General features: G+C 71.5%; 12 protein-coding genes. 10 read left to right on the top strand and 2 right to left on the bottom strand.

What is annotated here, in order from left to right:
• Positions 1-33 precede the first annotated feature (33 nt).
• Entirely contained in the window at positions 34-729 is a 696-nt protein-coding gene (locus OG885_RS06220; protein ID WP_405727256.1) for a type 1 glutamine amidotransferase domain-containing protein, read from the top strand.
• 171 nt (positions 730-900) lie between these two features.
• Here OG885_RS06220 and OG885_RS06215 read toward each other — a convergent pair whose 3' ends face one another.
• The gene (locus OG885_RS06215) at positions 901-3,168 is read right to left on the bottom strand and encodes a heavy metal translocating P-type ATPase (protein ID WP_405727253.1); all 2,268 of its coding nucleotides are present in this window, start codon (positions 3,166-3,168) and stop codon (positions 901-903) included.
• Positions 3,169-3,353: 185 nt separating this feature from the next.
• Here OG885_RS06215 and OG885_RS06210 point away from each other — a divergent pair, with 185 nt between their 5' ends.
• On the top strand, positions 3,354-4,256 hold the full coding sequence (locus OG885_RS06210; RefSeq protein ID WP_405727250.1) for a hypothetical protein: 903 nt from the start codon (positions 3,354-3,356) through the stop codon (positions 4,254-4,256).
• A 66-nt stretch (positions 4,257-4,322) separates the two neighbouring features.
• Here the strand turns inward: OG885_RS06210 and OG885_RS06205 are convergent, their stop codons facing one another.
• Positions 4,323-5,270: a methionyl-tRNA formyltransferase gene (locus OG885_RS06205; RefSeq protein ID WP_405727247.1), complete on the bottom strand. Its 948-nt coding sequence runs from the start codon at positions 5,268-5,270 to the stop codon at positions 4,323-4,325.
• A 168-nt stretch (positions 5,271-5,438) separates the two neighbouring features.
• Between OG885_RS06205 and OG885_RS06200 the strand changes: the two genes are divergently transcribed.
• The 8 genes from OG885_RS06200 to OG885_RS06165 all read left to right on the top strand — a co-directional run bounded on the left by OG885_RS06200 (position 5,439) and on the right by OG885_RS06165 (position 25,450).
• Complete coding sequence (locus OG885_RS06200; RefSeq protein ID WP_405727244.1) at positions 5,439-6,785, top strand: lysine N(6)-hydroxylase/L-ornithine N(5)-oxygenase family protein; 1,347 nt, start codon at positions 5,439-5,441, stop codon at positions 6,783-6,785.
• 46 nt (positions 6,786-6,831) lie between these two features.
• Positions 6,832-7,890: a FecCD family ABC transporter permease gene (locus tag OG885_RS06195; protein WP_405727241.1), complete on the top strand. Its 1,059-nt coding sequence runs from the start codon at positions 6,832-6,834 to the stop codon at positions 7,888-7,890.
• Between the two features lie 14 nt (positions 7,891-7,904).
• A complete protein-coding gene (locus tag OG885_RS06190; protein WP_405727238.1) occupies positions 7,905-8,963 on the top strand; it encodes a FecCD family ABC transporter permease in 1,059 nt (352 codons plus the stop codon).
• A 40-nt stretch (positions 8,964-9,003) separates the two neighbouring features.
• Complete coding sequence (locus OG885_RS06185) at positions 9,004-9,864, top strand: ABC transporter ATP-binding protein (protein ID WP_405727235.1); 861 nt, start codon at positions 9,004-9,006, stop codon at positions 9,862-9,864.
• A 71-nt stretch (positions 9,865-9,935) separates the two neighbouring features.
• Positions 9,936-10,994, top strand: coding sequence for an iron-siderophore ABC transporter substrate-binding protein (locus OG885_RS06180; protein WP_405727232.1), 1,059 nt, complete (start codon positions 9,936-9,938; stop codon positions 10,992-10,994).
• 86 nt (positions 10,995-11,080) lie between these two features.
• On the top strand, positions 11,081-12,832 hold the full coding sequence (locus OG885_RS06175; protein WP_405742601.1) for an ABC transporter ATP-binding protein: 1,752 nt from the start codon (positions 11,081-11,083) through the stop codon (positions 12,830-12,832).
• 56 nt (positions 12,833-12,888) lie between these two features.
• Positions 12,889-23,763, top strand: a complete 10,875-nt coding sequence (locus OG885_RS06170; protein WP_405727229.1) for an amino acid adenylation domain-containing protein — start codon at positions 12,889-12,891, stop codon at positions 23,761-23,763.
• Positions 23,750-25,450 (top strand): ABC transporter transmembrane domain-containing protein, encoded by a 1,701-nt coding sequence (locus OG885_RS06165; RefSeq protein ID WP_405727226.1) that lies wholly within the window; start codon positions 23,750-23,752, stop codon positions 25,448-25,450. The genes OG885_RS06170 and OG885_RS06165 overlap by 14 nt, the downstream gene beginning before the upstream one ends.
• Positions 25,451-25,454: the final 4 nt, after the last annotated feature.

Genomic DNA, 25,454 nt, shown 5'->3' with positions numbered 1-25,454 from the left:
ATTTCTATGGGTGCGCTGGCCTACGTTCGAACCATGTCAAAGATCCTCTTCGTCATGACCGGCGCCGACCACTGGACCCTCGCCGACGGCACCCTGCACCCCACCGGCTTCTGGGCCGAGGAGGCCGTCGCCCCGTACCAGGCCTTCAAGGCCGCGGGACACGAGATCGTCGTCGCCACCCCCGGCGGGGTCGTCCCCACCGTCGACAAGGGCAGTCTCGCGCCCGAGTACAACGGCGGCCAGGAGGGCGCCGACCGCACCGCCGCCGCGCTCGCCGCGATGACCGAGCTTCAGCAGCCGGTCAAGCTGGCGGACGTCGACCTCGACGACTACGCCGCCGTCTTCTACCCCGGCGGCCACGGCCCCATGGAGGACCTGGCCGTCGACACCGCCTCCGGCGAGCTGCTGACCCTCGCCCTGGAGTCCGGCAAGCCCCTCGGCGTGGTCTGCCACGGCCCGGCCGCGCTGCTCGCCGCGGTGAAGGACGACGGCACCAACTCCTTCGCCGGCTACCAGGTGGCCGCGTTCACCAACGACGAGGAGATCCAGGGCGGCCTCGCCGACAAGGCCAAGTGGCTGCTCCAGGACCGGCTCACCGAGGCGGGCGTACAGGTCCAGGTGGGCCGGCCGTGGGCCCCGAAGGTCGTCGTCGACCGCAACCTCGTCACCGGCCAGAACCCGGCGTCCTCCGCACCGCTGGCGGACGAGCTGCTGAAGAAGCTGGGCTGAGAAGTCGGGCTGAGAAGCTGGGCTGAGAAGTCGGGCTGAGAAGTCGGGCTGAGAAGCTGGGCTGAGAACAGAGATCGCAGCGCCCGCCGGTGTCATCCGGCGGGCGCTGCGTCGTTGCTCGGTGGTCCCGTCCCCGGCGGGCGCAGTGTCGTTGCTCGGTACTCCGGTCCCTCAGACCGCCGCCTTGAACGACCGCAGCCGCAGCGAGTTCCCCACCACGAACACCGACGAGAAGGCCATGGCCGCCCCGGCGAGCATCGGGTTGAGCAGTCCGGCCGCGGCGAGCGGCAGGGCGGCCACGTTGTAGGCGAAGGCCCAGAACAGGTTGGACCGGATGGTGCCGAGGGTGCGCCGGGCCAGCCGGATGGCGTCCGCCGCCGCCCGCAGGTCGCCGCGGACGAGGGTCAGGTCACCGGCCTCGATCGCGGCGTCCGTGCCCGTGCCCATCGCGAGTCCCAGGTCGGCCTGGGCGAGGGCGGCCGCGTCGTTGACGCCGTCGCCGACCATGGCCACCGAACGCCCCTCGCCCTGAAGGCGCTTGACCACGTCGACCTTGTCCTGCGGCAGCACCTCGGCGATCACGTCCTCGGGCGCGATACCGACCTCGCGGGCGACGGCCTGCGCCACCGCCTCGTTGTCGCCGGTCAGCAGGATCGGTGTCAGGCCCAGGGCCCGCAGCCGGGTGATCGCCTCGGCGCTGGTCTCCTTGACGGCGTCCGCGACCTCCAGCACAGCCCGCGTCTCGCCGTCCCAGGCGACCGCGATCGCCGTACGACCGGACGCCTCGGCCTCGGACTTCCACCGCGCGAGCCGCTCGGGGAGTTCCATCGCCCACTCGCTCAGCAGCCGCTCCCGGCCCACCAGCACCGCGTGCCCGTCGACGATCCCCTGCACGCCCAGTCCCGGAACGTTCGCGAAGTCCTCGGGCGTCGGCAGCGAACCGAGCTTCTCCAGTGCCCCGTCGGCCACGGCGCGGGCGATCGGGTGCTCGGAGGCGTGCTCCAACGCGCCCGCCAGCTGCAGGACTTCGGTCGCGTCCGTGCCCTCGGCGGTGTGCACGGCCAGCAGCGTCATCCGGCCCGTGGTGACCGTGCCGGTCTTGTCGAGGACGATCGTGTCGACCTTGCGCGTGGACTCCAGGACCTCAGGACCCTTGATAAGGATGCCGAGCTGCGCGCCGCGCCCGGTGCCGACCAGCAGCGCGGTCGGCGTGGCCAGCCCGAGGGCGCACGGGCAGGCGATGATCAGCACGGCGACCGCGGCGGTGAACGCGGCCGTCAGTCCGGCGCCGTTGCCCAGCCAGAAACCGAGGGTGCCGAGCGCGAGGGCGATCACGATCGGGACGAACACCGCGGAGATCCGGTCCGCGAGCCGCTGCGCCGCCGCCTTCCCGTTCTGCGCGTCCTCCACCAGCCGTGCCATACGGGCGAGTTGGGTGTCGGCGCCGACCCGCGTGGCCTGGATGACGAGACGTCCACCGGCGTTGACCGTGGCACCGGTGACAGCGTCCCCCTGGGCGACCTCCACCGGCACCGACTCGCCGGTCAGCATCGAGGCGTCCACGGCGGATGAGCCCTCGACCACCGTCCCGTCGGTGGCGATCTTCTCGCCGGGCCGCACCAGGAACCGGTCGCCCACCTTCAACTCGCTTACGGCAAGGGTCCGTTCACGCCCGTCGCCGCCGATCACGGTCACGTCCTTGGCGCCCAGCTCCAGCAGCGCCCGCAGGGCGGCGCCCGCCTTGCGCTTGGAGCGTGCCTCGAAGTACCGACCGGCCAGGATGAAGGCGGTGACTCCGGCGGCGGCCTCCAGATAGATGTTGCCGGCGCCGTCCCCGCGGGCGATCGTCAGCTCGAAGGGGTGCTTCATGCCCGGGGTGCCGGCGGTCCCGAAGAACAGCGCCCACACCGACCAGGTGAACGCGGCGAGGGTGCCCACCGAGATCAACGTGTCCATGGTCGCGGCGCCGTGCCGCGCGTTGGTGAACGCCGCCCTGTGGAAGGGCCATGCGGCGTATGTGACGACCGGCGCCGCCAGTGTCAGCGACAGCCACTGCCAGTACTCGAACTGGAGCGCAGGGATCATGGCCATCGCGACGACGGGAAGGGCGAGCAGGGCCGCGGTGGTCAACCTCTGCCGCAGCGTGCGCAGTTCGTCGTCCACGGGCTCGTCGTCGCCGGGTTCCTCGGGAGGTGACGGTTCCTGTGCGGTGTACCCGGTCTTCTCGACGGTCGCTATCAGGTCCCCCACGGAGACGTCACCGGCGTAGCTGACCTTCGCCTTCTCGGTGGCGTAGTTGACCGTGGCCGTCACCCCGTCCATGCGGTTGAGCTTCTTCTCGATGCGGGCGGCGCAGGAGGCGCAGGTCATGCCGCCGATGGCGAGCTCGACCTCGGAAGAGGCGGCTTCGGAGGGGGCTCCGGTCGCGGTGGTGGTCATCGCTGCTGCTCCTCGTGGGGTGGATAGGGGGCGGGGGTATCTCCGCCATGGCCCAAGGTATACCTATGGGGGGTATCAAACACAAGCGGCTCCAGCGGTTGACTTTATACCCCCGGGGGGTATCGTCGACTGCATTGGGGCGCCGTGACCGACGTTCGGCGGCCGTGATCACCGAGGAGCTGGCCATGCATGCAGGACTCAAGATCTCCGCGTTCGCCGCCGCGCTCGCCGCGACCTTCGGAACCGCGTACGGCGTGGGCAAGGGCATCGACCCGGTCGTCACGGAGAGTGCTCCCGCTTCCCATGGCAGTCACGAAGGAGGGGGTGAGGAAGCAGGGCACGAGGAGAGCCCGGCCGGCGGGCTCCAGATCTCCGAGGGCGGCTACACCCTCGACCTGAGGACCCCGAGCGTCACGGCCGGACAGCGCGCCCAGCTGAGGTTCGCGATACGCGACGCGGCGGGCCGTGCCGTCACCGCGTACCAACGCGAGCACGACAAGGAACTCCACCTCATCGTCGCCTCACGCGACCTCGTCACCTACCGGCATCTGCACCCCACCCGCGCCGCCGACGGCACCTGGAGCATCCCCGTTTCCCTGCCCCGCGCGGGCGGCTACCGCGTCTTCGCCGACTTCACCCCGGCGAAGAAGGGGGCCGAGAACCTCGTCCTCGGCGCGGACCTCGCCGCCTCGGGCGCCTACGCGCCCCAGAAGCTTCCGGCCCCGAGCGGCACCGCCATCGTCGACGGCTACAAGGTCGAGCTCACCGGCGGCCTCACCCCGAACACCGCGACCGAGCTCAAGCTCAAGGTCACCCGCGCCGGCCGCCCCGTCACCGATCTCCAGCCCTACCTCGGCGCCTACGGCCACTTGGTGGCCCTGCGCTCCGGTGACCTCGCGTACCTCCACGTCCACCCCAACGCCGGGACCGGGTCCGGCCCGGACGTCTCCTTCACGGCCACCGCCCCCAGCGGTGGAACGTACCGTCTGTTCCTGGACTTCAAGCACGAAGGCCAGGTCCGCACGGCGGCGTTCACGGTGACGACCGGTGCGGGGCACGCGGGGGCCGACGGTGGCCACGGCCACTGAACCGGACACGAGTCGGCCCGTCACTGCGCTCGCGGTGACGGGCCGTTGGGTTCAAGTGCCCCTGAGTCAGGGCTGGTTGGTGAGATAGCCACCCATGCTGGTGAAGTACTCGGCGGCGGGCAGCTCCCGGCCGTCCTCGGTGCGCACGCGGGTGATGGCCAGCCCGTGGTTGCGGCCCGTGCGCGCGTCGGCCCCGGCGACGATGACGACACCCTCGCCCTCGCGGTAGAAGATCCGGCCGGGTGTCCCGCCGTACCGGCCCTCGGAGACGACCGAGGCGAGGATCTCCAGTCGCCTGCCCTTGTGGAAGGTGAACGCGCTCGGGTACGGCTCCGACTGGGCGCGGACCAGTCGTTCGAGGTCTTCCGCGGGCCAGGTCCAGTCGATGCGGCTGTCCTCGATCGAGCGCTTGTGGAAGAAGCTGGCCTGCGAGCGGTCCTGCCGGGTGAACTCCGTCTGTCCGGCGGCGATGAGGGCGAGCGCGCCGATGGTGACCGGGGCGATGAGGTCGACCGTGCGGTGGAAGAGGTCGGTGGCGGTGTCCCTCGGCCCGACCGGCACGGCTTCCTGGCGCACGATGTCGCCGGCGTCGAGCTCGTCGTTCATCAGGTGCGCGGTGACGCCGACTTCGGACTCGCCGTTGATCAGGGCCCAGATCAGCGGGGAGAAGCCGGCGTACTTCGGCAGCAGCGAGTCGTGCACGTTCAGCGTGCCGTACCGGGGCAGGTCGAAGATGCGCGGGGGGATCCATGTACGCCAGTTGTTGGCCACGATGATGTCCGGGTCGGCCTCCTTGAGGCGCGCGAACAGCTCGTCGTCGTCAGGGCGGTTGCGGATGACCACCGGCACGCCGTGCTCCTCGGCGAGGTCGGCGACCGAGTCGCTCCAGATCTTCTCGTAGGCGTGCTCGCTCTTGGGGTGGGTCACCACCAGGACCACGTCGTGCTCGGAGTCCAGCAGGGCGCGGAGGGTCCGGTGCCCCCAGGTCTGATAGCCGAACATGACGACCCGCATGCGGTTCCTCCTCGGAGCAGGGACTGACCGCCGTCAGTAAAGCAAGGCTTACCTAAGCGCACAACGGTGCACTGCCTATCGACAGTTCCACAGGATGAGCTTAGCCTTACCTAAGTTTTGGGCCGTCCCTCCGTAGGCGTGCCCATCCACCCGCGGGATGGGAGTGACATGGCACAGGCTCTTCCTGACGACGCATCACTGATCCACGACCTCATAGGAGTTGGCTTCGGCCCCTCCAACGTGGCCCTGGCGATCGCACTGAGCGAGCACAACGCACGCGTCGACCGGCAGGAGGGGATCAGCGCTCACTTCTTCGAGCAGCAGCCGAGCTTCGGCTGGCACCGCGGGATGCTGATCGACGACGCGACCATGCAGGTGTCCTTCCTCAAGGACCTGGTGACGCTCCGGAACCCGGCCAGCGAGTACAGCTTCCTCTGCTATCTGAAGAGCAAGGGGCGGCTGATCGACTTCATCAACCACAAGAACCTCTTCCCGCTGCGGGTGGAGTTCCACGACTACTTCGAGTGGGCCGCCGCCCAGGTCGACGACATGATCTCGTACGGCCACGAGGTCGTCGCCGTCTCCCCGGTCGTGCGCGACGGCGTCGTCGACCATCTGGAGGTGACGGTCCGCTCGGCCGAGGGGCTCGCCCTGCACCGGGCCCGCAACCTCGTCATCGGCACCGGCCTGCGCCCGCTCATGCCGGAGGGCGTCGAGCGCACAGAACGCGTCTGGCACAACGCCGAACTCCTCGCCAAGGTCGAGGAATTGGACGGCGCCGCCCCCTCCCGGTTCATCGTCGTCGGCGCCGGACAGAGCGCCGCCGAGAACGTCGCCTATCTGCACCGCCGCTTCCCCGGGGCCGAGGTCTGCGCCGTCTTCTCCCGCTACGGCTACAGCCCCGCCGACGACAGCAGCTTCGCCAACCGGATCTTCGACCCCGACGCGGTCGACGAGTACTTCGCCGCCCCCGACGACGTCAAACGGCAGCTCATGGACTACCACGGCAACACCAACTACTCCGTGGTGGACATCGATCTGATCGACGACCTGTACCGGCAGATGTACCAGGAGAAGGTCCTCGGCACCGAGCGGCTGCGCTTCCTCAACGTCTCCCGTCTCGTCGGCGTCGAGGAGAAGCCCGACGGGGTGCGCGCCACGGTCAAGTCCCTCGTCACCGGCGAGGAGACCCTGCTCGACGCCGACATCGTGGTCTTCGCCACCGGCTACAGCCCCGCCGACCCGCAGGGCCTCCTTGGGGAGGTCGCCGACCTCTGCCTGCGCGACGACGAGGGCCGGCTGCGCGTCGAACGCGACTACCGCATCGCCACCCGCCCCGAACTCCGCTGCGGCATCTACCTCCAGGGCGGCACCGAGCACACGCACGGCATCACCTCGTCCCTGCTCTCCAACACCGCCATCAGGGTCGGCGAGATCCTCGACTCCGTCCTCAAGAACGCCACCGACGAGGCCCGTCCGATCGTTGACGGGATCGGCAGCCCCGCCGCCCGCTGACCACAGCCGCTCAACCGGTTCGATCAAAGGGATAACGTACGTCCACATGGGCATGACCGCAGTCGAGCGCGCCGCGCCCAGAGCCTCAACACCGGCCCGTAGGCGGCGAGTTGTGGGTCTGGGTGCTCTGATGGCGATCCTCGTCGTCACCGCAGCGGTGTCGCTGGCCGTCGGAGCGCGCGCGTTGAGTCCCGCCGAGGTGTGGCACGGGCTGTTCGCGGCGCCGGAGACCGACCAGCGGCTCACCGAGATCCGGCTCATCGTCCGTACGGTCCGGGTGCCCCGGACGGTGCTCGCCGTGGTGGCGGGCATCGCCCTGGGCGTCGGCGGGGCGCTGATCCAGGGCCACACCCGCAACCCGATCGCCGACACGGGCCTGTTGGGGGTGAACGCGGGCGCGTCCTTCGCGGTGGTCTCGGTGATCACCCTGTTCGGGCTCACCAACCCCTTCCAGTACGTCTGGTTCGCCTTCCTGGGCGCGGCGGTCGCCGGTGTCGTCGTCTTCGGCCTCTCCAGCCTCGGCCGGGGCGCCGGCAACCCGCTGACGCTCGCCCTGGCCGGACAGGGCGTCGCGGTCTTCCTCGCCGCCATGACCACGGCGATCGCGCTGACCGACCAGGCCGCGCTGAACGCGCTGCGGTTCTGGAACGCCGGGTCCGTGGCGGGAGTCGGCTTCGGTGTCATCTGGCCGGTGACCGCGTTCATCGCCGTCGGCCTGGTCCTGGCGCTCAGCACGCTGCCCGCGATCAATCTCCTCAACCTCGGTGACGACGTGGCCCGGGGGCTCGGCGTGAACATCGCGCTGAGCCGGACCGTCGGCATCCTCGCCATCACCCTCCTCGCGGGCGCGGCGACGGCGGCCTGCGGCCCCATCGCCTTCCTCGGGCTGATGGTCGCCCATGTGGCCCGGTACCTGACCGGCCCCGACTATCGGTGGCTGGTGCCGTACGCCGGACTGCTGGGCGCGATCGTGCTGCTGGTGTGCGACATCGTGGGACGCCTTGTGGTCCGGCCGGGCGAACTGGACGCGGGGGTCGTCGTCGCCCTCCTCGGCGCCCCGTTCTTCGCGGCGCTGGTGTGGCTCGGAAAGTTCAAGAACGCGTGAACGGGGCGGAGCTGATGAGCGCGGAGCCGAAGGCGGCGGTGCTGCCGGGCGTACGGCTGGGCCGGGTGTCGTTCGTGTGGCGGCCCTGGCTCGTGGCCGTCACCCTGCTGCTGGCCGCGGCGACCTTCCTGCTGTTCTGTCTCTCCATCGGCATCGGTGACTTCCCCATCGGGCTGCCCCAGGTGATCGCCACGATCTTCGGCCACGGCGAGCCGGTCGACGAGTTCGTCATCATGGACCTGCGGCTGCCGCGGGCCCTGGCCGGACTGGTCGTCGGGGTCGCCCTCGGGGTGTCCGGGGCGATCACGCAGTCCATCGCGCGCAATCCGCTGGCCAGCCCGGACGTCCTCGGGATCACCTCGGGCGCCGGCGCGGTCGCCGTGTTCCTGGTGACGGTGTCGGGCGGCACCGCCACGGCGATCGTGGACTCCGTCGGGCTGTCGGCGGCGGCGCTCGGCGGCGGCCTCGGCACCGGGCTGCTGGTGTACTTCCTGGCGTGGCGGCGCGGCCTCGACGGCTTCCGGCTCATCCTCATCGGTATCTCCGTGACCGCCGTGATGGAGGCGATCACCACGTGGCTGCTGGCCACGGCCGACATCAGGGACGTGGCGCGGGCCCAGGCATGGCTGGTGGGCTCGCTGGACGACCGTGGCTGGGACGAGGTGCGGACGGCCCTGTGGTGCACGCTCGCCCTGCTCGCCGTCGTGTCGTGCGTGGCCTTCCAGTTCAAGCCGCTGCACTTCGGCGACGAGGTCGCCGCGGGTCTGGGCGTCCGGTACGCGCGCGTGCGGGCGGTCATGCTGCTGTGCGCGGTCCTGCTGGCCGGCGCGGCGGTGAGCGCGGCCGGCCCGGTCCCGTTCGTCGCGCTGGTCGCGCCGCAGGTGGCGCTGCGCCTGACCCGCTGCCCGACGCCGCCGCTCGCGGCCTCGGGGCTGGTCGGGGCGTTGCTGCTGATCGGCGCCGACCTGGTCGCCCGCACCGCGCTGCCGGTCGGCCTGCCGGTCGGCGTGGTCACCGCCGCGATCGGCGGGCCCTTCCTCGTCTATCTGCTGGTGCGGGCCAACGTCCGGTAGATGATGCGAGAGTTAGGTAAGCCTAAACGTAGGGGGCCTCGTGGTCGCTCAGGACATCACCCGGGTCAAGTCCGCCGTCGCGCAGGTCGCACGGCTGACGGCCGAGGACGTCACGGTCGGATACGGCGGCCGGACCGTCATCGACGGGCTCGACGTGACGGTCCCACCCGGGGTGATCACGACGATCATCGGCCCCAACGGCTGTGGCAAGTCAACCCTGTTGAGGACGCTGTCGAGGCTGCTGAAGCCGACCCGGGGCACGGTCCTGCTGGACGGCGACGACATCGTCCGGCTCAGGACCCGGGACGTGGCGAAGAAGCTCGGCCTGCTCCCGCAGACGCCGGTCGCGCCCGAGGGGCTCACCGTGGCCGACCTGGTCGCCAGGGGCCGGCATCCGCACCAGAGCTGGCTGCGGCAGTGGTCCTCGGACGACGACGCCGTGGTGGCACGGGCGTTGGCCATGACCGGCGTCTCCGACCTCGCCGACCGCCCCGTCGACACCCTGTCCGGCGGACAGCGGCAGCGCGTGTGGATCTCGATGACCCTGGCCCAGGGCACCGATCTGCTGCTGCTGGACGAACCGACCACGTACCTCGACCTGGCGCACGCGATCGACGTCCTCGACCTGGTCGACGATCTGCACGAGGCGGGCTGCACCGTGGTCATGGTGCTGCACGACCTCAACCTGGCCACCCGCTACAGCGACAACCTCGTGGTGATGAAGGAGGGCGCCATCCTGGCGCAGGGGCACCCGCGGGACGTCATCACCACCGAGCTGCTGCACGAGGCGTTCGGACTGCGCGCCATGGTCATCGACGACCCGGTGGGGGACCGTCCGCTCATCGTGCCGATCGGCCGCACCCAGGTTCAGCCCAACTACCGGGGAAAGAGCGGCAGTTAGGCTAGGCTAACCTCATTTTTGTGGGTAAGGTTTGCCTGCCCTTAGAACCGTGCGAAGGCAAGGGATGGCTGATGCTCCTCCGTAGAACGACGCTCACCAGGCCCTGGCGGCGGCTGGCGACCACGGTGTCCGCCCTGGGCCTGACCGTCGGCCTTCTCGCGGGATGCGGCTCCGACTCCTCCGACGAGCCGACCGACGACAACGCCTCGGCCACCGCCGCCGCGGGCGCCTTCCCGGTCACGGTGGAGCACGCCTTCGGCACCACCACGATCACCAAGTCCCCCCAGCGGGTCGTCTCCGTCGGCTACACCGACGACCAGACCGTCCTGGCCTTCGGCATCAAGCCCGTCGGCATGGTCGACCAGTACCCCAACCCGCCGGGGCAGAGCCCCGACATCAACACCCAGTGGCCCTGGGTCAAGGACAAGTGGGGCGACACCAAGCCCGAGGTCATCATGGCGAACGGTGACTCCGGCCCCAACTACGAGAAGATCGCGGCCCTGCGCCCGGACCTGATCATCGCGGTCTACTCCGAGATCGACCAGGCCGCCTACGACAAGCTCTCCAGGATCGCGCCGACGGTCGGCCGTACCAAGGCCGAGAAGGAACCCTTCAGCGCGCCCTGGCAGGACAACGCCCTGCACATCGCCAAGGCGCTCGGCAAGGCCGAGGAGGGCGAGAAACTGGTCCGGGACATCCAGGGCCAACTCGACACCGCCAAGAAGGAACACCCCGAGTTCGCCGACCAGAAGGCCGTCGCGCTGTCCTGGTACGAGGACTCGGTCGCGCCCTTCACCTCCACCGACGTCCGTGGCCGCCTCGTGTCCGGCATCGGCTTCACGTACCAGACGGAGATCGACAAGGTCGCGGGCGGCAGCTTCTACACCAAGCTCTCCCCGGAACGCGTCGACCTCGTCGACGTCGACCACATCTTCGTCATCAACGACAAGGCCGACACCGAGGCGCTGAAGAAGTTCAAGCTCTTCGCCAACCTCGACGCCGTGAAGAAGGGCAACGTGTCCTATCTGCTGGACAGCGAGGGCCCGGCGGTCGGCGCGGCCATCTCGCAGGGCACCCTGCTGTCGATGCCGTACGCCATCGACGAACTCGTCAAGTCGGCGGCCGGGTAGGTGTGAGCACCACCGAGGCGCACGGCCCCGAGACGCACGGCACCGGTACACCCGCCACCGACGACCCGCGCGCCGCACCGGCGGCGCTGCGGACCACCACCGGCCGTGAGGCCGCCCGCTGGGTCGTGGCCCACTGCCGCGAGCTGCCCTGGCTGACGGCCGCCACCGTGATCGCCTCGGTGGCGGGGGCGGCGCTCCAGGTGCTTCCGGTGCTGCTGCTCGGCCAGGTGGTCGACGGGGTCGTGGCGGGGGAGTCCCGCTCGGTGCTGGTCAGGATCGGTTCGGTGATGGTGGCCGCCGCCCTGCTCGGCGCGGTGGCCGCCGCGGCCTCGACGTATCTGATCGGACGGCTGGGCGCGGACCTGCTCGCGAAGCTGCGGGAGTCCGCCGTGCGCGCGGTGCTCGGGATGCCGAGCGCACGGATCGAACAGGTCGGCCGGGGCGATGTGCTCTCCCGGGTCGGCGACGACGTCGCCGTGCTCTCCCGGGGCATCCGGATGGCCGTGCCCACGGTGTTCTCGGCGGGCGTGCTGGTCGTCATCGCCACGGCCGGCATGTTCGGCCTGGACTGGCGGCTCGGGCTGGCGGGGGCCGGCGCCCTGCCCGCGTACGCCCTGGCCCTGCGCTGGTACCTCCCGCGCTCCGCCCCGCTCTACCGCAAGCAGCGCGCGGCCCAGGCGGACCGTGCCCAGGCACTGATCAGCGGTCTGAACGGGATCGACACGGTCCGCGCGTACCGCCTCGAAGAGGCCTTCCGCGAGAAGGTCACCCATGAGTCGAGGCGGGTGCGCGACCTGGGCATCGAGGTGTTCCGCTTCTTCGGCCGGTTCGTCGGCCGGGAGAACCGCGCCGAGTTCATCGGGCTCACCCTCATCCTCGGTGTCGGATACGCCCTGTTGGAGGCCGACGCGGCCACCCTGGGCGAGGTGTCGGCGGCCCCGCTGCTGTTCCACCGGCTGTTCGTCCCGCTCGGCATGATCATGTTCACCTTCGACGAGGCGCAGAAGTCGGGCGCGAGCCTGACCCGGCTGGTCGGGGTGCTGGGGGAGGAGGCGGAGGAACGGCTGGTCGGCGACGAGGCCGTGGCGCCGGCCGGTTCCGCGTCGTACGCGGTGAGCGTGGAGGGCGTGACCTTCGCCTATCCCGGCACCGACGAGCCGGTCCTCAGGGACGTCAACCTGTCCATTCCGGCGAGGAGTTCGCTCGCGCTGGTGGGCGCCACCGGCGCGGGCAAGACCACGCTGGCCGCGCTCGTCGCGGGCATCGGCACCCCGCAGGCCGGGACGGTGCGCATCGGACCGACCGACCTGGCGGGCCTCGACGAGGCCGGGGCGCGCGCCCTGGTGAGCCTGCTGACCCAGGAGACCCATGTGTTCTCCGGTCCGCTCGCCGAGGATCTGCGGCTGGCCGCGCCGCGGGCGAGCGACGCGGAGTTGACCGACGCGCTGCGCACGGTCGGCGCGGCGGGGTGGGTCGAGGCGCTGCCCGAGGGGCTGAGCACGCCGGTCGGCGAGGGCGGCGAGCGGCTGGACGTCACCAAGGTCACGCAGATCGCCCTGGCGCGGCTGGTGTTGGGCCGCGCGCCGGTGGTGGTGCTGGACGAGTCGACCGCCGAGGCCGGCAGTGAGGGTGCCGCCGAGCTGGAGCGGGCCGTGCTGGCCGCGTGCGCGGGCCGGACCACGCTGTTCGTGGCCCACCGGCTGACCCAGGCGATGGCGGCCGACCGGATCGCCGTGCTGGACGCGGGGCGCGTGGTCGAGCAGGGGACCCACGAGGAGCTCGTGGCGCTGGACGGCCGGTACGCACGGCTGTGGCAGGCCTGGCGAGAAAGCAGTTGATGAACTTAGCTTAGGCTGGCCTAACTTTCATGCTGTGGAAGGGTGCTGTGTCTTCGATGATGGAACCGCGCGCTCGTTTCGTACCGCTGTCCTTCGACCGACTGACCGAGCTGCGCCGACGCACCGGCGACCACTCCGACCGGACCCTCGCCGAGGCCTGCGCCATCGCGCTGGCGTACTGGGCGACCGGCCGCAGCCCGGACGGCATCGACCTCACCGACGGCACCCTGTTCGCCGACGTCATCGGCTGGGTCGACAACGGCGTGAGCGAGCAGGGGAGTTGGCGGGGCTCCGACGGCAGCTGGGACATCGCCGTCCCGGACGGCGTCGAGGCCGCCGACGCCCGGCTTGCCCTGGACGACCTGGTCGACTTCCCGGACCGCCCGCTCGGCACCGTGGGCCCCTCCAGCGTGGCGGCCCGGCTCGCGGCACTGGCCGACTGGAACGCGACCGACGCCGACCGGGATCGGCCGACCCTGGTGGAGATGTTCCACGAACAGGCCCGCGCCAGGCCGGACGCCGTCGCCGTCATCGACGAGCACCGCACCCTCACCTACCGTCAAACCGCCGAGCTCTCCAGCCAGTTGGCCCACCACCTGATCGAACGCGACCTGACCGCCGAGCAGATCGTCGGCATCTCTCTCGGCCGCTGCGCCGACATGGTGATCGGACTCCTCGGCGTGCTCCAGGCCGGATGCGCGTTCGTGCCGCTCGACCCGCAGTGGCCCGCCGCGCGCCGGGCCGTCGTCATCGAGGACGCCGGCGTCGTCCTCCAGCTCAACGCCACCGGCGAACACGCCCCCGGCGAACCGGAAGCCGTGCCCGTGGACCTCGGTGACTGGCGCTACGGCGACCACCCCACCGAGGGCCCCGGGATCGCCGTCCCCGGCACCGCGCTGGCCTACGTGATCTTCACCTCGGGTTCCACCGGCCGCCCCAAGGGCGCGATGATCCGCCACGAGGCCATCAGCGAACGCCTGTTGTGGCAGGTCCACCAGATCCTGGGCTTCGGCCACGACGACGCCTCGCTGTTCAAGGCACCGCTCTCGTTCGACATCTCCATCAACGAGATCTTCCTGCCGCTGGTGTCCGGCGCCCGGCTGGTGATCCTGCGCCCCGGCGGCGAACGCGACCCCCACCACCTGCTCAGCGTCATCGCCGAACACCGCGTCACCTTCACCTACCTGGTCTCGTCCATGCTGGACGTCCTCCTCGACATCGCCGGCGACTCCGGGCAGTTGGACAGCCTGCGCCATGTCTGGTGCGGCGGCGAGGTGCTCACCCCGGAGCTGTACGAACGGTTCCGCACCCAGCTCGACATCCCCATGTACCACGGCTACGGACCCGCCGAGACGACCATCGGCGTCTCCCACGTCATCTACCGCGGCGCCGCCGAACGCCTGTCGACCTCCATCGGCAAGGCCAATCCCACCACCCGGCTGTACGTCCTCGACGACGAACTGCGCCCCGTCCCCGTCGGGGTGGGCGGCGAACTCTACGTCGGCGGCTTCCTTCTGGGCCGCGGCTACGTGAACGCGCCCGGCCTCACCGCCTCCCGCTTCGTCGCCAACCCCTTCGCCACCGACGGCTCCCGCCTCTACCGCACCGGCGACCTCGCCCGCTACGCCCCCGACGGATCACTGGACTTCCTCGGCCGCGCCGACAACCAGATCAAGATCCGCGGCATGCGCCTGGAGATCGAGGACGTCGAGATCGGCCTCGCGGAACACCCGGGCGTACGGCACACCTGTGTCGTCGCCAAGAAGAACTCCGCGGGCGGCACCTATCTCGTGGGCTACGTCATCCCGGCCGCCGGCAGCGAGGGGCTGCGCGCCGACGACGTCAGGGCCTGGGCCGCCGCCCACATGGTCGAGTACATGGTGCCCGCCCATGTCGTCGTGCTGCGGGAGTTCCCGCTGACGGCCAACGGCAAGCTCGACCGCAACGCCCTGCCGGAACCGGAGACCGCGACCGGCCCGCTCGTCCCGCCCGCCACCGACGAGGAACGCCTGGTCGCCCGGGCCGTCACCGCCGTGCTGCGCCTCGACGACATCGGCGCCGACCAGGACTTCTTCCAGCTCGGCGGCGACAGCATCCTGGCGATCTCCCTGCTGAGCGCGCTGCGCGCCGAGGGCCTCCATGTCACGGCCCGGCAGATCTTCACCCACAGCACGGTGAGGGCGCTGGCGGCGGTGGCCAGCCGCGACACCGTCTCCACCGTCGACCACCGCGACATCCCCACCGGCACCGTGGTGGGCTCGCCCGTCGTGCAGTGGCTCGGGGAGACCACGGACGCGATCGACGGCTTCGTGCAGTCGGTGGTCCTCAACACCCCGGCCGACCTCACCCCCGACACCCTCGACGAACTCCTCACCGCCGTCGTACGGCACCACCCCATGCTGCGCGCCCGGCTGGTGCGCGGCGACCGCTGGAGCTTCGACATCCCCGAGCCGGACCAGTCCGGCGTGGACCCGCTGGAGAGCGACCGCCCGTTGGAGGAGTGCGTCGCGCTCGCCGCGGCGGGACTCGACCCCGACAACGGCGTCATGCTGCGGGCCGTATGGCGCCGCTCCGCACGGCAGTTGGTCCTCGCCGCCCACCACACCGTGGTCGACGGCGTCTCCTGGCGCGTCCTCATGGAGGACCTGGCCACGGCATGGCGGCAGCTCGCCTCCGGCACCCCGATCGAACTGCCCCCGACGGGCACGTCGTTCCGGCGCTGGACCCAGCTGCTGGAGCGCGCGGCCTTCGACGCCGACAGCTCCTACTACTGGCGACCACTGCCGGGGGACGACCAGCTGCTGGGCGGGCGCGCCCTGTCGCCGACCGACACGGTCGCCGACGAGCGGCTGCACACCGTCTCCGTCGGCCCGGAGATCACCGCCGCCCTGCTCGGCGAGATCCCCGCCAGGTTCCACGCCGGAGTCAACGACGTACTCCTGACCGCCCTCGCGGTCACCCTCGCCCGCTGGCGCCGCGACCGGGGCCAGGACCAGACGTTCGCGCACATCGAGCTGGAAGGGCACGGCCGGGAAGGCCACTTCGTGGCGGAGACGGCCGGGTTCGAGCCCGAACTGGCCCGCACGGTCGGCTGGTTCACCACTCTGTTCCCGGTGCTCGTCGACCCCGGGGGCACTACCGACTTCACCGCGCCCGGCTACCTGGCCACCGCCCTCAAGGCGGTCAAGGAAGACCTCGCCCGGGTGCCGGACAACGGCGTCTCCTACGGCGCCCTGCGCTATCTGACCCACACCGAGTTCGACGCCCCCGCACCCCAGGTGCTCTTCAACTACCTGGGCCGCTTCGACGCGGGCGCAGCGGGCGACTGGCAACTCGCCGCCTCCACGGGACAGTTGGGCGAACGGCGCGACCCCGCCATGCGTCTCCCGCGCGCCCTGGAGTTCAACGCGATCGCCGAACCCGCCCCGACCGGCGGCGCGTACGAGCTCGTCACCACGATCTCCTGGCCCGACGGCATGTTCACCGACGAGGACGTCACGACGATCGGCGCGTACTTCCGTACGGCCCTCGCCGGACTCGCGGCACTCGACCAGGGCGGCCACTCACCCAGCGACTTCGACCTGGTGCCGCTCACCCAGGCCGACGTCGACGCCGTCGACGGCCCCGCACTGCGGGACATCCTGCCGCTCACCCCGCTCCAGGAAGGCCTGTACTTCCACTCGGTCTTCGACGACGACTCGCAGGGCGCCTACGTCGAGCAGCAACTCCTCACTCTGGACGGCGAGGTGGACCCCGACCGGCTCGCGACGGCGGCCACCCGGCTGCTCACCCTCTACCCCAACCTGGCCGCACGGTTCGTGTCCCTCGCCGACGGCCGTGTGGTCTCCGTACTGGAGGGCGGCGTCGAGGCGCCGTTCACCACGCTGGACCGCCCCGGCATCACCGACGACGAGATTCACGCCCACGCCGAGCGCGACCGGCGCGCCGGGTTCGACCTGGCCGGCGGTCCGCTCATGCGGTACACGCTCATCCGGCAGGGGGCCGGGCGCAGTGTCCTGGTGCAGACCGTGCACCACATCATCGCCGACGGCTGGTCCGTACCGCCGATGCTCCGCGCCCTGCTCGCCGAGTACCACGCGCCGGGGAGCACATACCCGCTCGGCGGCTTCCCCGACTACGTGCGCACGCTCGCCGAGCGGGACGAGGAGGAGAGCGACCGGGTGTGGCGCGTCCAGCTCGCCGGGCTGCCCGGTCCCTCCCTCGTCGCCGAGGGCCACACCCCTTCCGAGCGCTTCGCCGACACCTCCCGTACACCGGCCGAGGACATCGACACCGCCGCCCGGTCGGCCGGCGTCCCGCTCAGCGTGGCCGTGCACAGCGCCTGGGCGGTGACCCTCGGCGGCATCCTGCACGGCACGGACGTGGTGTTCGGCTCCACCGTGTCCGGGCGCGACGTGGACGTGCCCGGCATCGAGAACATGGTCGGTCTGTTCATCAACACCATCCCGGTCCGCGCCCGTTGGACCTCCGCGACCACCTCGCGCGAGCTGCTCGCCTCGGTCCGTGAACACCAGAGCGCCGTGCTCCCGCACCAGCACGTCTCGCTCGCGAGGATCGGCCGCGAGGCGGGCGCGGGCCCCCTGTTCGACACCTTGGTCGTCTTCGACGTGGCGACCGACCTCGACGCCCTGCGCGGCCCCGCCGACGAGTTCGTCGTCACCGACATCGTCAACGAGGGCGCTCCGCACTACCCGCTGACCCTGGTCGTGGAGCGCACCCTCGACGGCCGCCCTCGTTTCAACGTGATCTACGACGGCGATCTCCTCGAAGAGGCGGGCGCCCAGACGATCCTGCGTACCTTCGAGACGACCCTCACGGGTCTGCTGACCCGACCGGACGCACGGATCGCCGACCTGGCCCCGAAGAGCGCCTCTCACTCCGTCACCCCCACCACACTCGGAGCCCTTTTCGACGCCGCCGCCCGGCGTGACCCGGCCGCCACCGCCGTCACCCAGTGCACCCTCGACGGTGGCACCCGCTCCCTGACCTACGGCGAACTAGCCCTCCGGAAAAGCGAGTTGGCGGCGGTGTTGGCCGCCGCCGGGGTCGGCCCCGGCAAACGGGTCGCCGTCGCCGTGCCGCGTTCACTGGAGCAGGTCGTGGCCCTGGTCGCCGTCGTCAGCGCGGGCGGCGCCTACGTGCCGCTGGACCTGGCGTATCCCGACGAGCGCCTGGAGTACATCCTCGCCGACGCCGCCCCGCAGATCGTCCTGGTGGAGAAGGGGCAGCGGGAGCGGTTCACACAGCTGGTGGAACGGGCGGGAGTGGGAACCCGGGTGCTGGTCCAGGGCGACGAACTGCCGCAAGCCGCCGTCGAGTCCGAGGCGGGTTGGCGGGATCCGGCCTACGTGATCTACACGTCCGGATCGACGGGCCGGCCCAAGGGCGTCGTCGTCCCGCACTCCAGTGTGGTGACCCTCCTCGCGAACACCCGGCCGGACATGGGCTTCGGCCCGGACGACGTGTGGGTCCAGTTCCACTCCTACTCCTTCGACTTCGCCGTCTGGGAGTTGTGGGGCGCGCTGGCGCACGGCGGTGAGCTGCTCGTGCCGGAGTACGGCCTGACCCGCTCACCGGTCGACTTCCACCGGCTGGTCCGCGAGCGCGGGGTCACCGTGCTCAACCAAACCCCCTCGGCCTTCTACCAGTTCATCGAGGCCGACCGGCAGGCGGGCGCACCGCTCCCCGCGCTGCGCCGGATCGTCTTCGGGGGCGAGGCACTCGACCTCGGCCGACTGCGCGCCTGGGTCGACCGGCACGGCACCGGCTCGCCCGAGCTGGTCAACATGTACGGCATCACCGAGACCACGGTCCACGTCACCCACCGGGTGCTGACCGACGACGACTTCAGGACCGGCGCCGAGGCCAGCCCCATCGGCGGCCCGATCCCCGGCCTCACCACCTACCTCCTCGACGAACACCTCCGACCGGTACCGCCGGGGCGTGTCGGCGCCATCTACGTCGCCGGTGACCAGGTGTCGCTCGGCTATCTGGGCAGGCCCGGGCTCACGGCGGGGCGGTTCGTGGCGGACCCGTTCGCGGGCGACGGCTCCCGCATGTACCACACCGGCGATCTCGCCCTCCGCAGCCTCGACGGCGAGCTGGAGTTCGTCGGCCGCGCCGACGATCAGGTCCAACTCAAGGGCTTCCGAGTCGAGTTGGGCGAGGTGGAGACGGCGATCCGGGAGCTCGACGGCGTGACCGACGTGGCCGTCACCGTGGCCCCCACCGGCGATCACCTGGTCGCGCACCTCGTGGGGCGGATCCCCGGCGACCTCACCGCCCTGCTGTCGGCGAAGCTGCCCGCGCACATGGTGCCGGGCCGGGTGCTGCCGGTTGGGGCGCTGCCGCTGACCGTCAACGGGAAGCTGGACCGAAAGGCCCTGACCGAGTCCGCACAGGACACCTCCCCACCCGTGAGCGACTCCGCGCTCGCCGCCCTGGTCGACATCTTCGCCGCCACCCTGCCCGACTCCCAGGTCGACGGTGACACCGACTTCTTCAGGGCCGGCGGGGACAGCATCGTCGCCATCACCGTGATCAACCGGGCCCGGGCACTGGGCCTGCCCATCGCACCCCGGGACGTGTTCCTGCTCCGGACGCCACGCGCCCTCGCCGAGCATCTCGGTACCCGCACCGCACCGGAGCGGCCCGCACCCGTCCGCCAGGAGGACGGCCCCCTCCCGCCGACGCCGATCATCCTGCGCCAGCGCGAACTGGGCGGCTCCCTGGCCCGGTTCGCGCAGGCCCGCACCCTGGTCGTCCCCGACGGCATCGGACACGCCGAGATCGAGCGCGCCGCGAACACCGTCGTGGCCGCCCATCCGACGCTCCGGTTGCGGCTCCGCGCCGAGCACGGCGTCTGGACGCTCGGCACCGAACCCGACCGCGAGATCACCGTCGTACGCCATGACACGACCGCCGCCGACGCGGCCACCGTGGCGAACGAGGACGCAGGCCGTCTCGACCCCGCGTCCGGGGAGGTCATCGCGTTCGCGTGGCTGGAGCCGGTCCGCACCCTGGTCGTCACCGCGCACCACCTCGCCGTCGACGCCGTGTCCTGGCTGATCCTGCTGGACGACCTGGCGACCGCCCTGCGCGGGGAGCCCCTGGCGCCCTCCACCACCTCGTTCGCCGAGTATGCCGAGGCCCTGGCGCTGGGGTCCGCCCACGCGGTCGACGGCCTTGGGCACTGGCTCACCACACTCCAGGCGCCCGCGTTGCTGCCCGAGGTCGGCGGCCTCCGCGAGACCACCGTCGTCCTCGCCCCCGAGGTGAGCGACCGCGTGACCCGTACCGCGCCCACAACCCTCGGTGTCGGTCTCACCGAGTTGCTGTGCGGCGCCCTGCGCGCCGCGCTCACCCGCGTCCAGCCGACCCCGACCGACCTCGCGATCGACCTGGAGCGGCACGGCCGGGTCCCCGTCCTGGAACACCACGACTACACCCGTACGGTCGGCTGGTTCACGGCCATCGCCCCCGTACGGCTCACCGCCCACACCGACCCGGTCGCGGCGGCCCACGAGGTGACCGCACGCCGGCCGGAGGAGCGGGCGCACATCTCCTACGGTCAACTCCGCTATCTCAACCCGCAGTCGGCCCCGCTGCTGACCGCCCGCCCGCAGGTCCTGTTCAACTACCTCGGCCGCGCTGGCGAGTCACAGGCACTGCACATCACGGGCGGTGGCCAAGGCAGTCCCTACGCCGTCGAGGTCAACGCCTGGCTGGACGAGGCCACCGGCAGTCTGCGCACGGAGTTCACCCTCGCCGAGGGCGTCCCCGACGACATCGCCGGTCACTGGCTGGACGCCCTGGAGGCCATCGCCGACGCCTCGGTGACAGCCGAGCGCACGGCCCCGGTCACCCCGCTGCAACGCGGCCTGTTCTTCCAGGCCCAACTTGCGGGTCCTGCCGGGCACTACGTCGCCCAGAGCTGGTTCACCTTCGACCGGCGGCTGGACACCGACGCGCTGGCCGAGGCGATGGCACACGTCATCGCTCGCCATCCGGGCGTGGGCGCCGGGTTCACCACCGACGACGACGGCAACCCGGTCCAGGTGCTCAAGGCCGGACGGCGGGTCCCGGTGCGGACGGTCGAACTGGCCACGGACGCCGAGGTGGACGGCCTGCGGGCCCGTGACCGCGACACGGGATTCGACCCCGGAGAGCCACCGCTGATCCGACTGACCGTGGTGCGGCTGCCCGACGGACGGGACGGACTGCTCCTCAGCTATCACCTGCTGCTGTGGGACGGCTGGTCCCGCGAGATCGTGCTGCGCGACCTCTTCGACGCGTACGAGGCCGCCGTCGCGGGCGAGTTGGCGGCTCCGGTCCCGGCCGTGCCCGGTTTTGAGGAGCATGCGCGGGCGCTCGACGCCAAGGACACCGCTGTGTCCGAACGCTTCTGGGCCGAGCACCTGGCGGGCCTGTCCGGTCCCACGCTGCTCGCCGGGGCGGCGCCGGCGCTGTCGGACGACCTGCCGGGCACCCTCGTGCACACGGTCTCCGCCGAGCTGTCAGAGGCGTTGCGGGACGCGGCGAGGACCCACGGCGTCACGCTGAACTCGGTGCTGACCGGGGCGTTCGGGCTGCTGCTGGGGGCGCGCACGGGGCGTGCCGACGCCGTGTTCGGGGTGACCGTCTCCGGGCGAGAGGGGGAGGGGCTGGAGGACGTCGTCGGCGTGCTCCTCAACACCGTGCCGATGTGGACGCGGGCGCGGCCCGACGACACGGTCCGGGAGTACCTCGCCGGTGTGCAGGCGGCCCGGGTCGCGGCGATGGAGCACGAGCACCTCGGGTTGGGCGAGATCCAGCGGGCCAGCGGCCACGACACCCTGTTCGACAACCTGTTCGTGCTGCAGAACTTCCTGGACCTGGACGCCTTCGCCGAGATGAACGCCCGGCACGGGATCACCTCGGTACGGGCCGACGACTCCACGCACTATCCGTTCACCTGGGTGGTCACACCCGGCGACCGGCTCACGGTCAAGCTGGAGCACCGTGACGAGGACGGCGCGGGTGCGCGGCGGCTGCTCGACGAGTATCTGCGGGTGCTGGCGGACGTGGCCCGCTCGACCGGACCGGTCGGGGCGTTGCCGGGGCTGGGGCCGGTTCCCGTGCCCGGGGAGCGGACGGACGTCGGCACGGACACCGTGGTCGACCGGTTCGACCGGGCGGCGGACCGGGCACCTGAGCGGGTGGCGCTCGTCGCCCACGGCGCGCGGATGACCTTCGCCGAGCTGCGGGACCGCAGCCGTGAGGTGGCCGGGGTGCTCGCCGGGCGCGGGATCGGCCCGGAGACGACCGTGGGCCTCGCGATCCCGCGCTCCCTGGACTCGATCGTGGCCCTGTTCGCCGTACTGCGCGTCGGCGCCGCCTATGTGCCGCTGGAGCTGGACCACCCGGACGAACGGATCGCGGCGATCGTCGAGGACGCCCGCCCGGACGTCATCCTCACCGTGAGCGCGGTGGCGCCCCGGCTGACCGGTGACCTCGTCGAGCTGGACCGGCCGCTGCCCGAGGCCGAGCCGTTCGTGACGTTCACCCCCGACGACCCCGACCGGCTGCGGCACCCCGCGTACACGATCTACACCTCCGGTTCCACCGGGAAGCCCAAGGGCGTGGTGACCGAGTACGCCGGGCTCACCAACATGCTGATCAACCATCAGCGCCGCATCTTCGAACCGGTGCTGGCCGAGCACGGCCACCGCGTCTTCCGCATCGCTCACACCGTGTCGTTCGCGTTCGACATGTCGTGGGAGGAGTTGCTGTGGCTCGCCGACGGGCATGAAGTGCACATCTGCGACGAGGAGTTGCGCCGCGACGCGCCCCGGCTCGTCGCCTACTGCCTGGAGCACGCCATCGACGTCATCAACGTGACCCCGACCTACGCCCAACAGCTGATCGCCGAGGGCCTGTTGGACGACCCGGAGCGGCGTCCCCCGCTGGTGCTGCTGGGCGGCGAGGCCGTCACCCCGACGCTGTGGCAGCGGCTCGCCGACACCGAGGGCACGGTCGGCTACAACCTGTACGGGCCCACCGAGTACACCATCAACACCCTCGGCGTCGGCACCTTCGAGTGCCAGGACCCGGTGGTGGGGGTCGCCATCGACAACACCGACGTCCACGTCCTCGACCCCTGGCTGCGGCCCCTGCCCGACGGCGTCCCCGGCGAGCTGTACGTGGCGGGCATCGGCATCGCCCGCGGCTACCTCGGCCAACCGGCCCAGACCGCGCACCGCTTCGTGGCCTGCCCGTTCGGCGCCCCCGGCGAGCGCATGTACCGCACCGGCGACCTGGTCGTCCGGCGACCCGACGGAAACCTGACGTACCTCGGCCGCACCGACCAGCAGGTCAAGATCCGCGGCCATCGCGTCGAACTGGGCGAGGTGGAGGCCGTCTTCGCGGCCCACCCGGCGGTGCGCTTCGTCGCCGCCGTCGCCCAGGCCGACCCGCAGGTGGACGGCGCGCACCGGCTCGCCGCCTATCTGGTGCTGGAGGGTGCCGAGTTGGCGGCGGTGGCCGCCGAAGTGGGCGCGGGACTGCCGGACTTCCTGCGCCCGACCCATTACGCCCAGGTCGACAGCATCCCGCTCACCGTCAACGGGAAGGCCGACACCAAGGCGCTCCCGGAGGCCAAGCCACTGGGCGCGCTGACCACGGCGGGGGAGCGGGGCCCGCAGACCGAGACCGAGAGCGTGGTGTGCGAGTACTTCGCCGAGGCACTGGACCTGGACGACGACGAGGTGAGCGCGGTGGGAGACTTCGTGTCCCTGGGCGGACACTCCATGCTGGCGGTACGGCTGATCGGACTGCTCCGCCGGGAGTTCGGCCCGGTGATCACCATCCGAGACCTGTTCACCCTGCGCACCCCGGAAGCGATTGCCCGCCACCTCGATGACCAGTCCTGACACCCAGGCGCCCCGCTCCGGGGCCGACATCCTCCGCATCGCCCTGCGTCGCAACGTCGGCGCCATGACCCGGGGCACCGTTCTCATGGGCCTTTACCAGGCCGGTGAGACGGCGTTCCCGATCGCGCTGGGCCTGATCGTCGAGCACGCCCTGCGGCATCGCAGTCCCGGCGCGCTCGCCCTGTCGATCGCCGCGCTGGCGGTGATCGTCACGACCGTGTCGCTGTCGTGGCGGTACGGGATGCGCGTTCTGCAGAAGGCCAACACGAGCGAGGCCCACCGGTGGCGGGTCCGGGTCGCGGCGTGCGGACTCCAGCCGGTGGCCCGGGACGTCGACCTCAAGTCCGGCGAGGTGCTCACCATCGCCACCGAGGACGCCGACCAGACCGCCGACATCATCGAGGTGGTGCCGCTGCTGATCAGCTCGCTGGTCGCGGTCCTGGTCGCCGCCGTCGCGCTGGGCCTGGCCGACCTCCGGCTCGGCCTGCTGGTGATCGTGGGCACCGTCGCGATCCTGTCGATCCTGAGCGTGCTCTCGAAGCGCATCGGCGACAGCACCCAGGAGCAGCAGGCCCGGGTCGCGCGGGCCGGCGCGAAGGTCGCCGACCTGATCACCGGCCTGCGCCCGCTGCACGGCTTCGGCGGCAACCACGCGGCGTTCCGCTCGTACCGCCAGGTCAGCACCGAGGCCAGGCACCAGGCGGTCACCGTCGCCAAGGTCAACGGCGCCTACGCGGGCGCCGCACTCGCCCTCAACGCGCTCCTCGCCGCCGCCGTGACCCTCACGGCGGGGTGGCTGGCGTTCAAGGGCCGCATCACCATCGGTGAGCTCGTCATGGCGGTGGGGCTCGCCCAGTTCATCATCGAACCCCTCAAGCTCTTCTCCGAGATGCCCAAGTACGTGATGATCGCGCGCGCCTCCGCCGAACGCCTGGCGCTGGTGCTGACGGCCCCACCGGTCACCACCCCCGGCCTCGAACGCCCGGCCGCCGGGGCGGACGTGGAGATCGACGGCGTCCGGTACGGCAGCCTGTGCGAGCTCAAGTTCCGGGTCGCCGCCGGTGAGTTCGTGGCGATCGCCGCCTACGAGCCGCGCGCCGCGGCCGACCTCGCCGCGGTCCTCGCGCTGCGCGTCCCGCCCGACGCGTACGCGGGGGCGGTCCGGCTCGGCGGACAGGGGCTGGCGGAGCTGTCGGTGGAGGCGGTCCGTGAGCTCATGCTGGTGAACCCGTACGACGGCGAGATCTTCGCCGGCACCCTGCGCACCAACATCGACCCCTCGGGCACCAGCCGTACCGTCCCCGAGGCCGTCGAGGCGTCCCTGCTCACCGACGTGGTCGCCCTCCACCGCGAGGGCCTGGACCACGCCGTCCGCGACCGGGGCGCGAACCTCTCCGGCGGCCAGCGCCAACGCCTGTCCCTGGCCCGCGCGTTGGCCGCCGACACCGACATCCTGGTCCTGCACGACCCGACGACCGCCGTCGACGCGGTCACCGAACAGCTCATCGCCCGCAACCTCGCGAAGCTCCGCCGAGGCCGCACCACGGTGATCCTCACCAGCAGCCCCGCCCTGCTGGACGCCGCCGACCGCGTCCTCGTCCTCGCCGACGGCGCCGTCACGGCCGCGGACACCCACCGCAACCTGCTGGCCACGGACGCGGGCTACGGCGCGGCGGTGGCCCGATGAGCAG

This window comes from Streptomyces sp. NBC_00028 (assembly GCF_045041065.1).
Classification (GTDB): Bacteria; Actinomycetota; Actinomycetes; order Streptomycetales; family Streptomycetaceae; genus Streptomyces.
The sequence above is the reverse complement of the archived record's forward strand: the minus strand, read 5'-3'. Positions and strand labels throughout refer to the sequence as shown.

Bases quoted from the DNA above. Each gene is read 5' to 3' on its own strand.
- OG885_RS06220 (WP_405727256.1), top strand. From the start codon at position 34: ATGTCAAAGATCCTCTTCGTCATGACCGGCGCCGACCACTGGACCCTC.
- OG885_RS06215 (WP_405727253.1), bottom strand. From the start codon at position 3,168: ATGACCACCACCGCGACCGGAGCCCCCTCCGAAGCCGCCTCTTCCGAG.
- OG885_RS06210 (WP_405727250.1), top strand. From the start codon at position 3,354: ATGCATGCAGGACTCAAGATCTCCGCGTTCGCCGCCGCGCTCGCCGCG.
- OG885_RS06205 (WP_405727247.1), bottom strand. From the start codon at position 5,270: ATGCGGGTCGTCATGTTCGGCTATCAGACCTGGGGGCACCGGACCCTC.
- OG885_RS06200 (WP_405727244.1), top strand. From the start codon at position 5,439: ATGGCACAGGCTCTTCCTGACGACGCATCACTGATCCACGACCTCATA.
- OG885_RS06195 (WP_405727241.1), top strand. From the start codon at position 6,832: ATGGGCATGACCGCAGTCGAGCGCGCCGCGCCCAGAGCCTCAACACCG.
- OG885_RS06190 (WP_405727238.1), top strand. From the start codon at position 7,905: ATGAGCGCGGAGCCGAAGGCGGCGGTGCTGCCGGGCGTACGGCTGGGC.
- OG885_RS06180 (WP_405727232.1), top strand. From the start codon at position 9,936: ATGCTCCTCCGTAGAACGACGCTCACCAGGCCCTGGCGGCGGCTGGCG.
- OG885_RS06170 (WP_405727229.1), top strand. From the start codon at position 12,889: ATGATGGAACCGCGCGCTCGTTTCGTACCGCTGTCCTTCGACCGACTG.
- OG885_RS06165 (WP_405727226.1), top strand. From the start codon at position 23,750: ATGACCAGTCCTGACACCCAGGCGCCCCGCTCCGGGGCCGACATCCTC.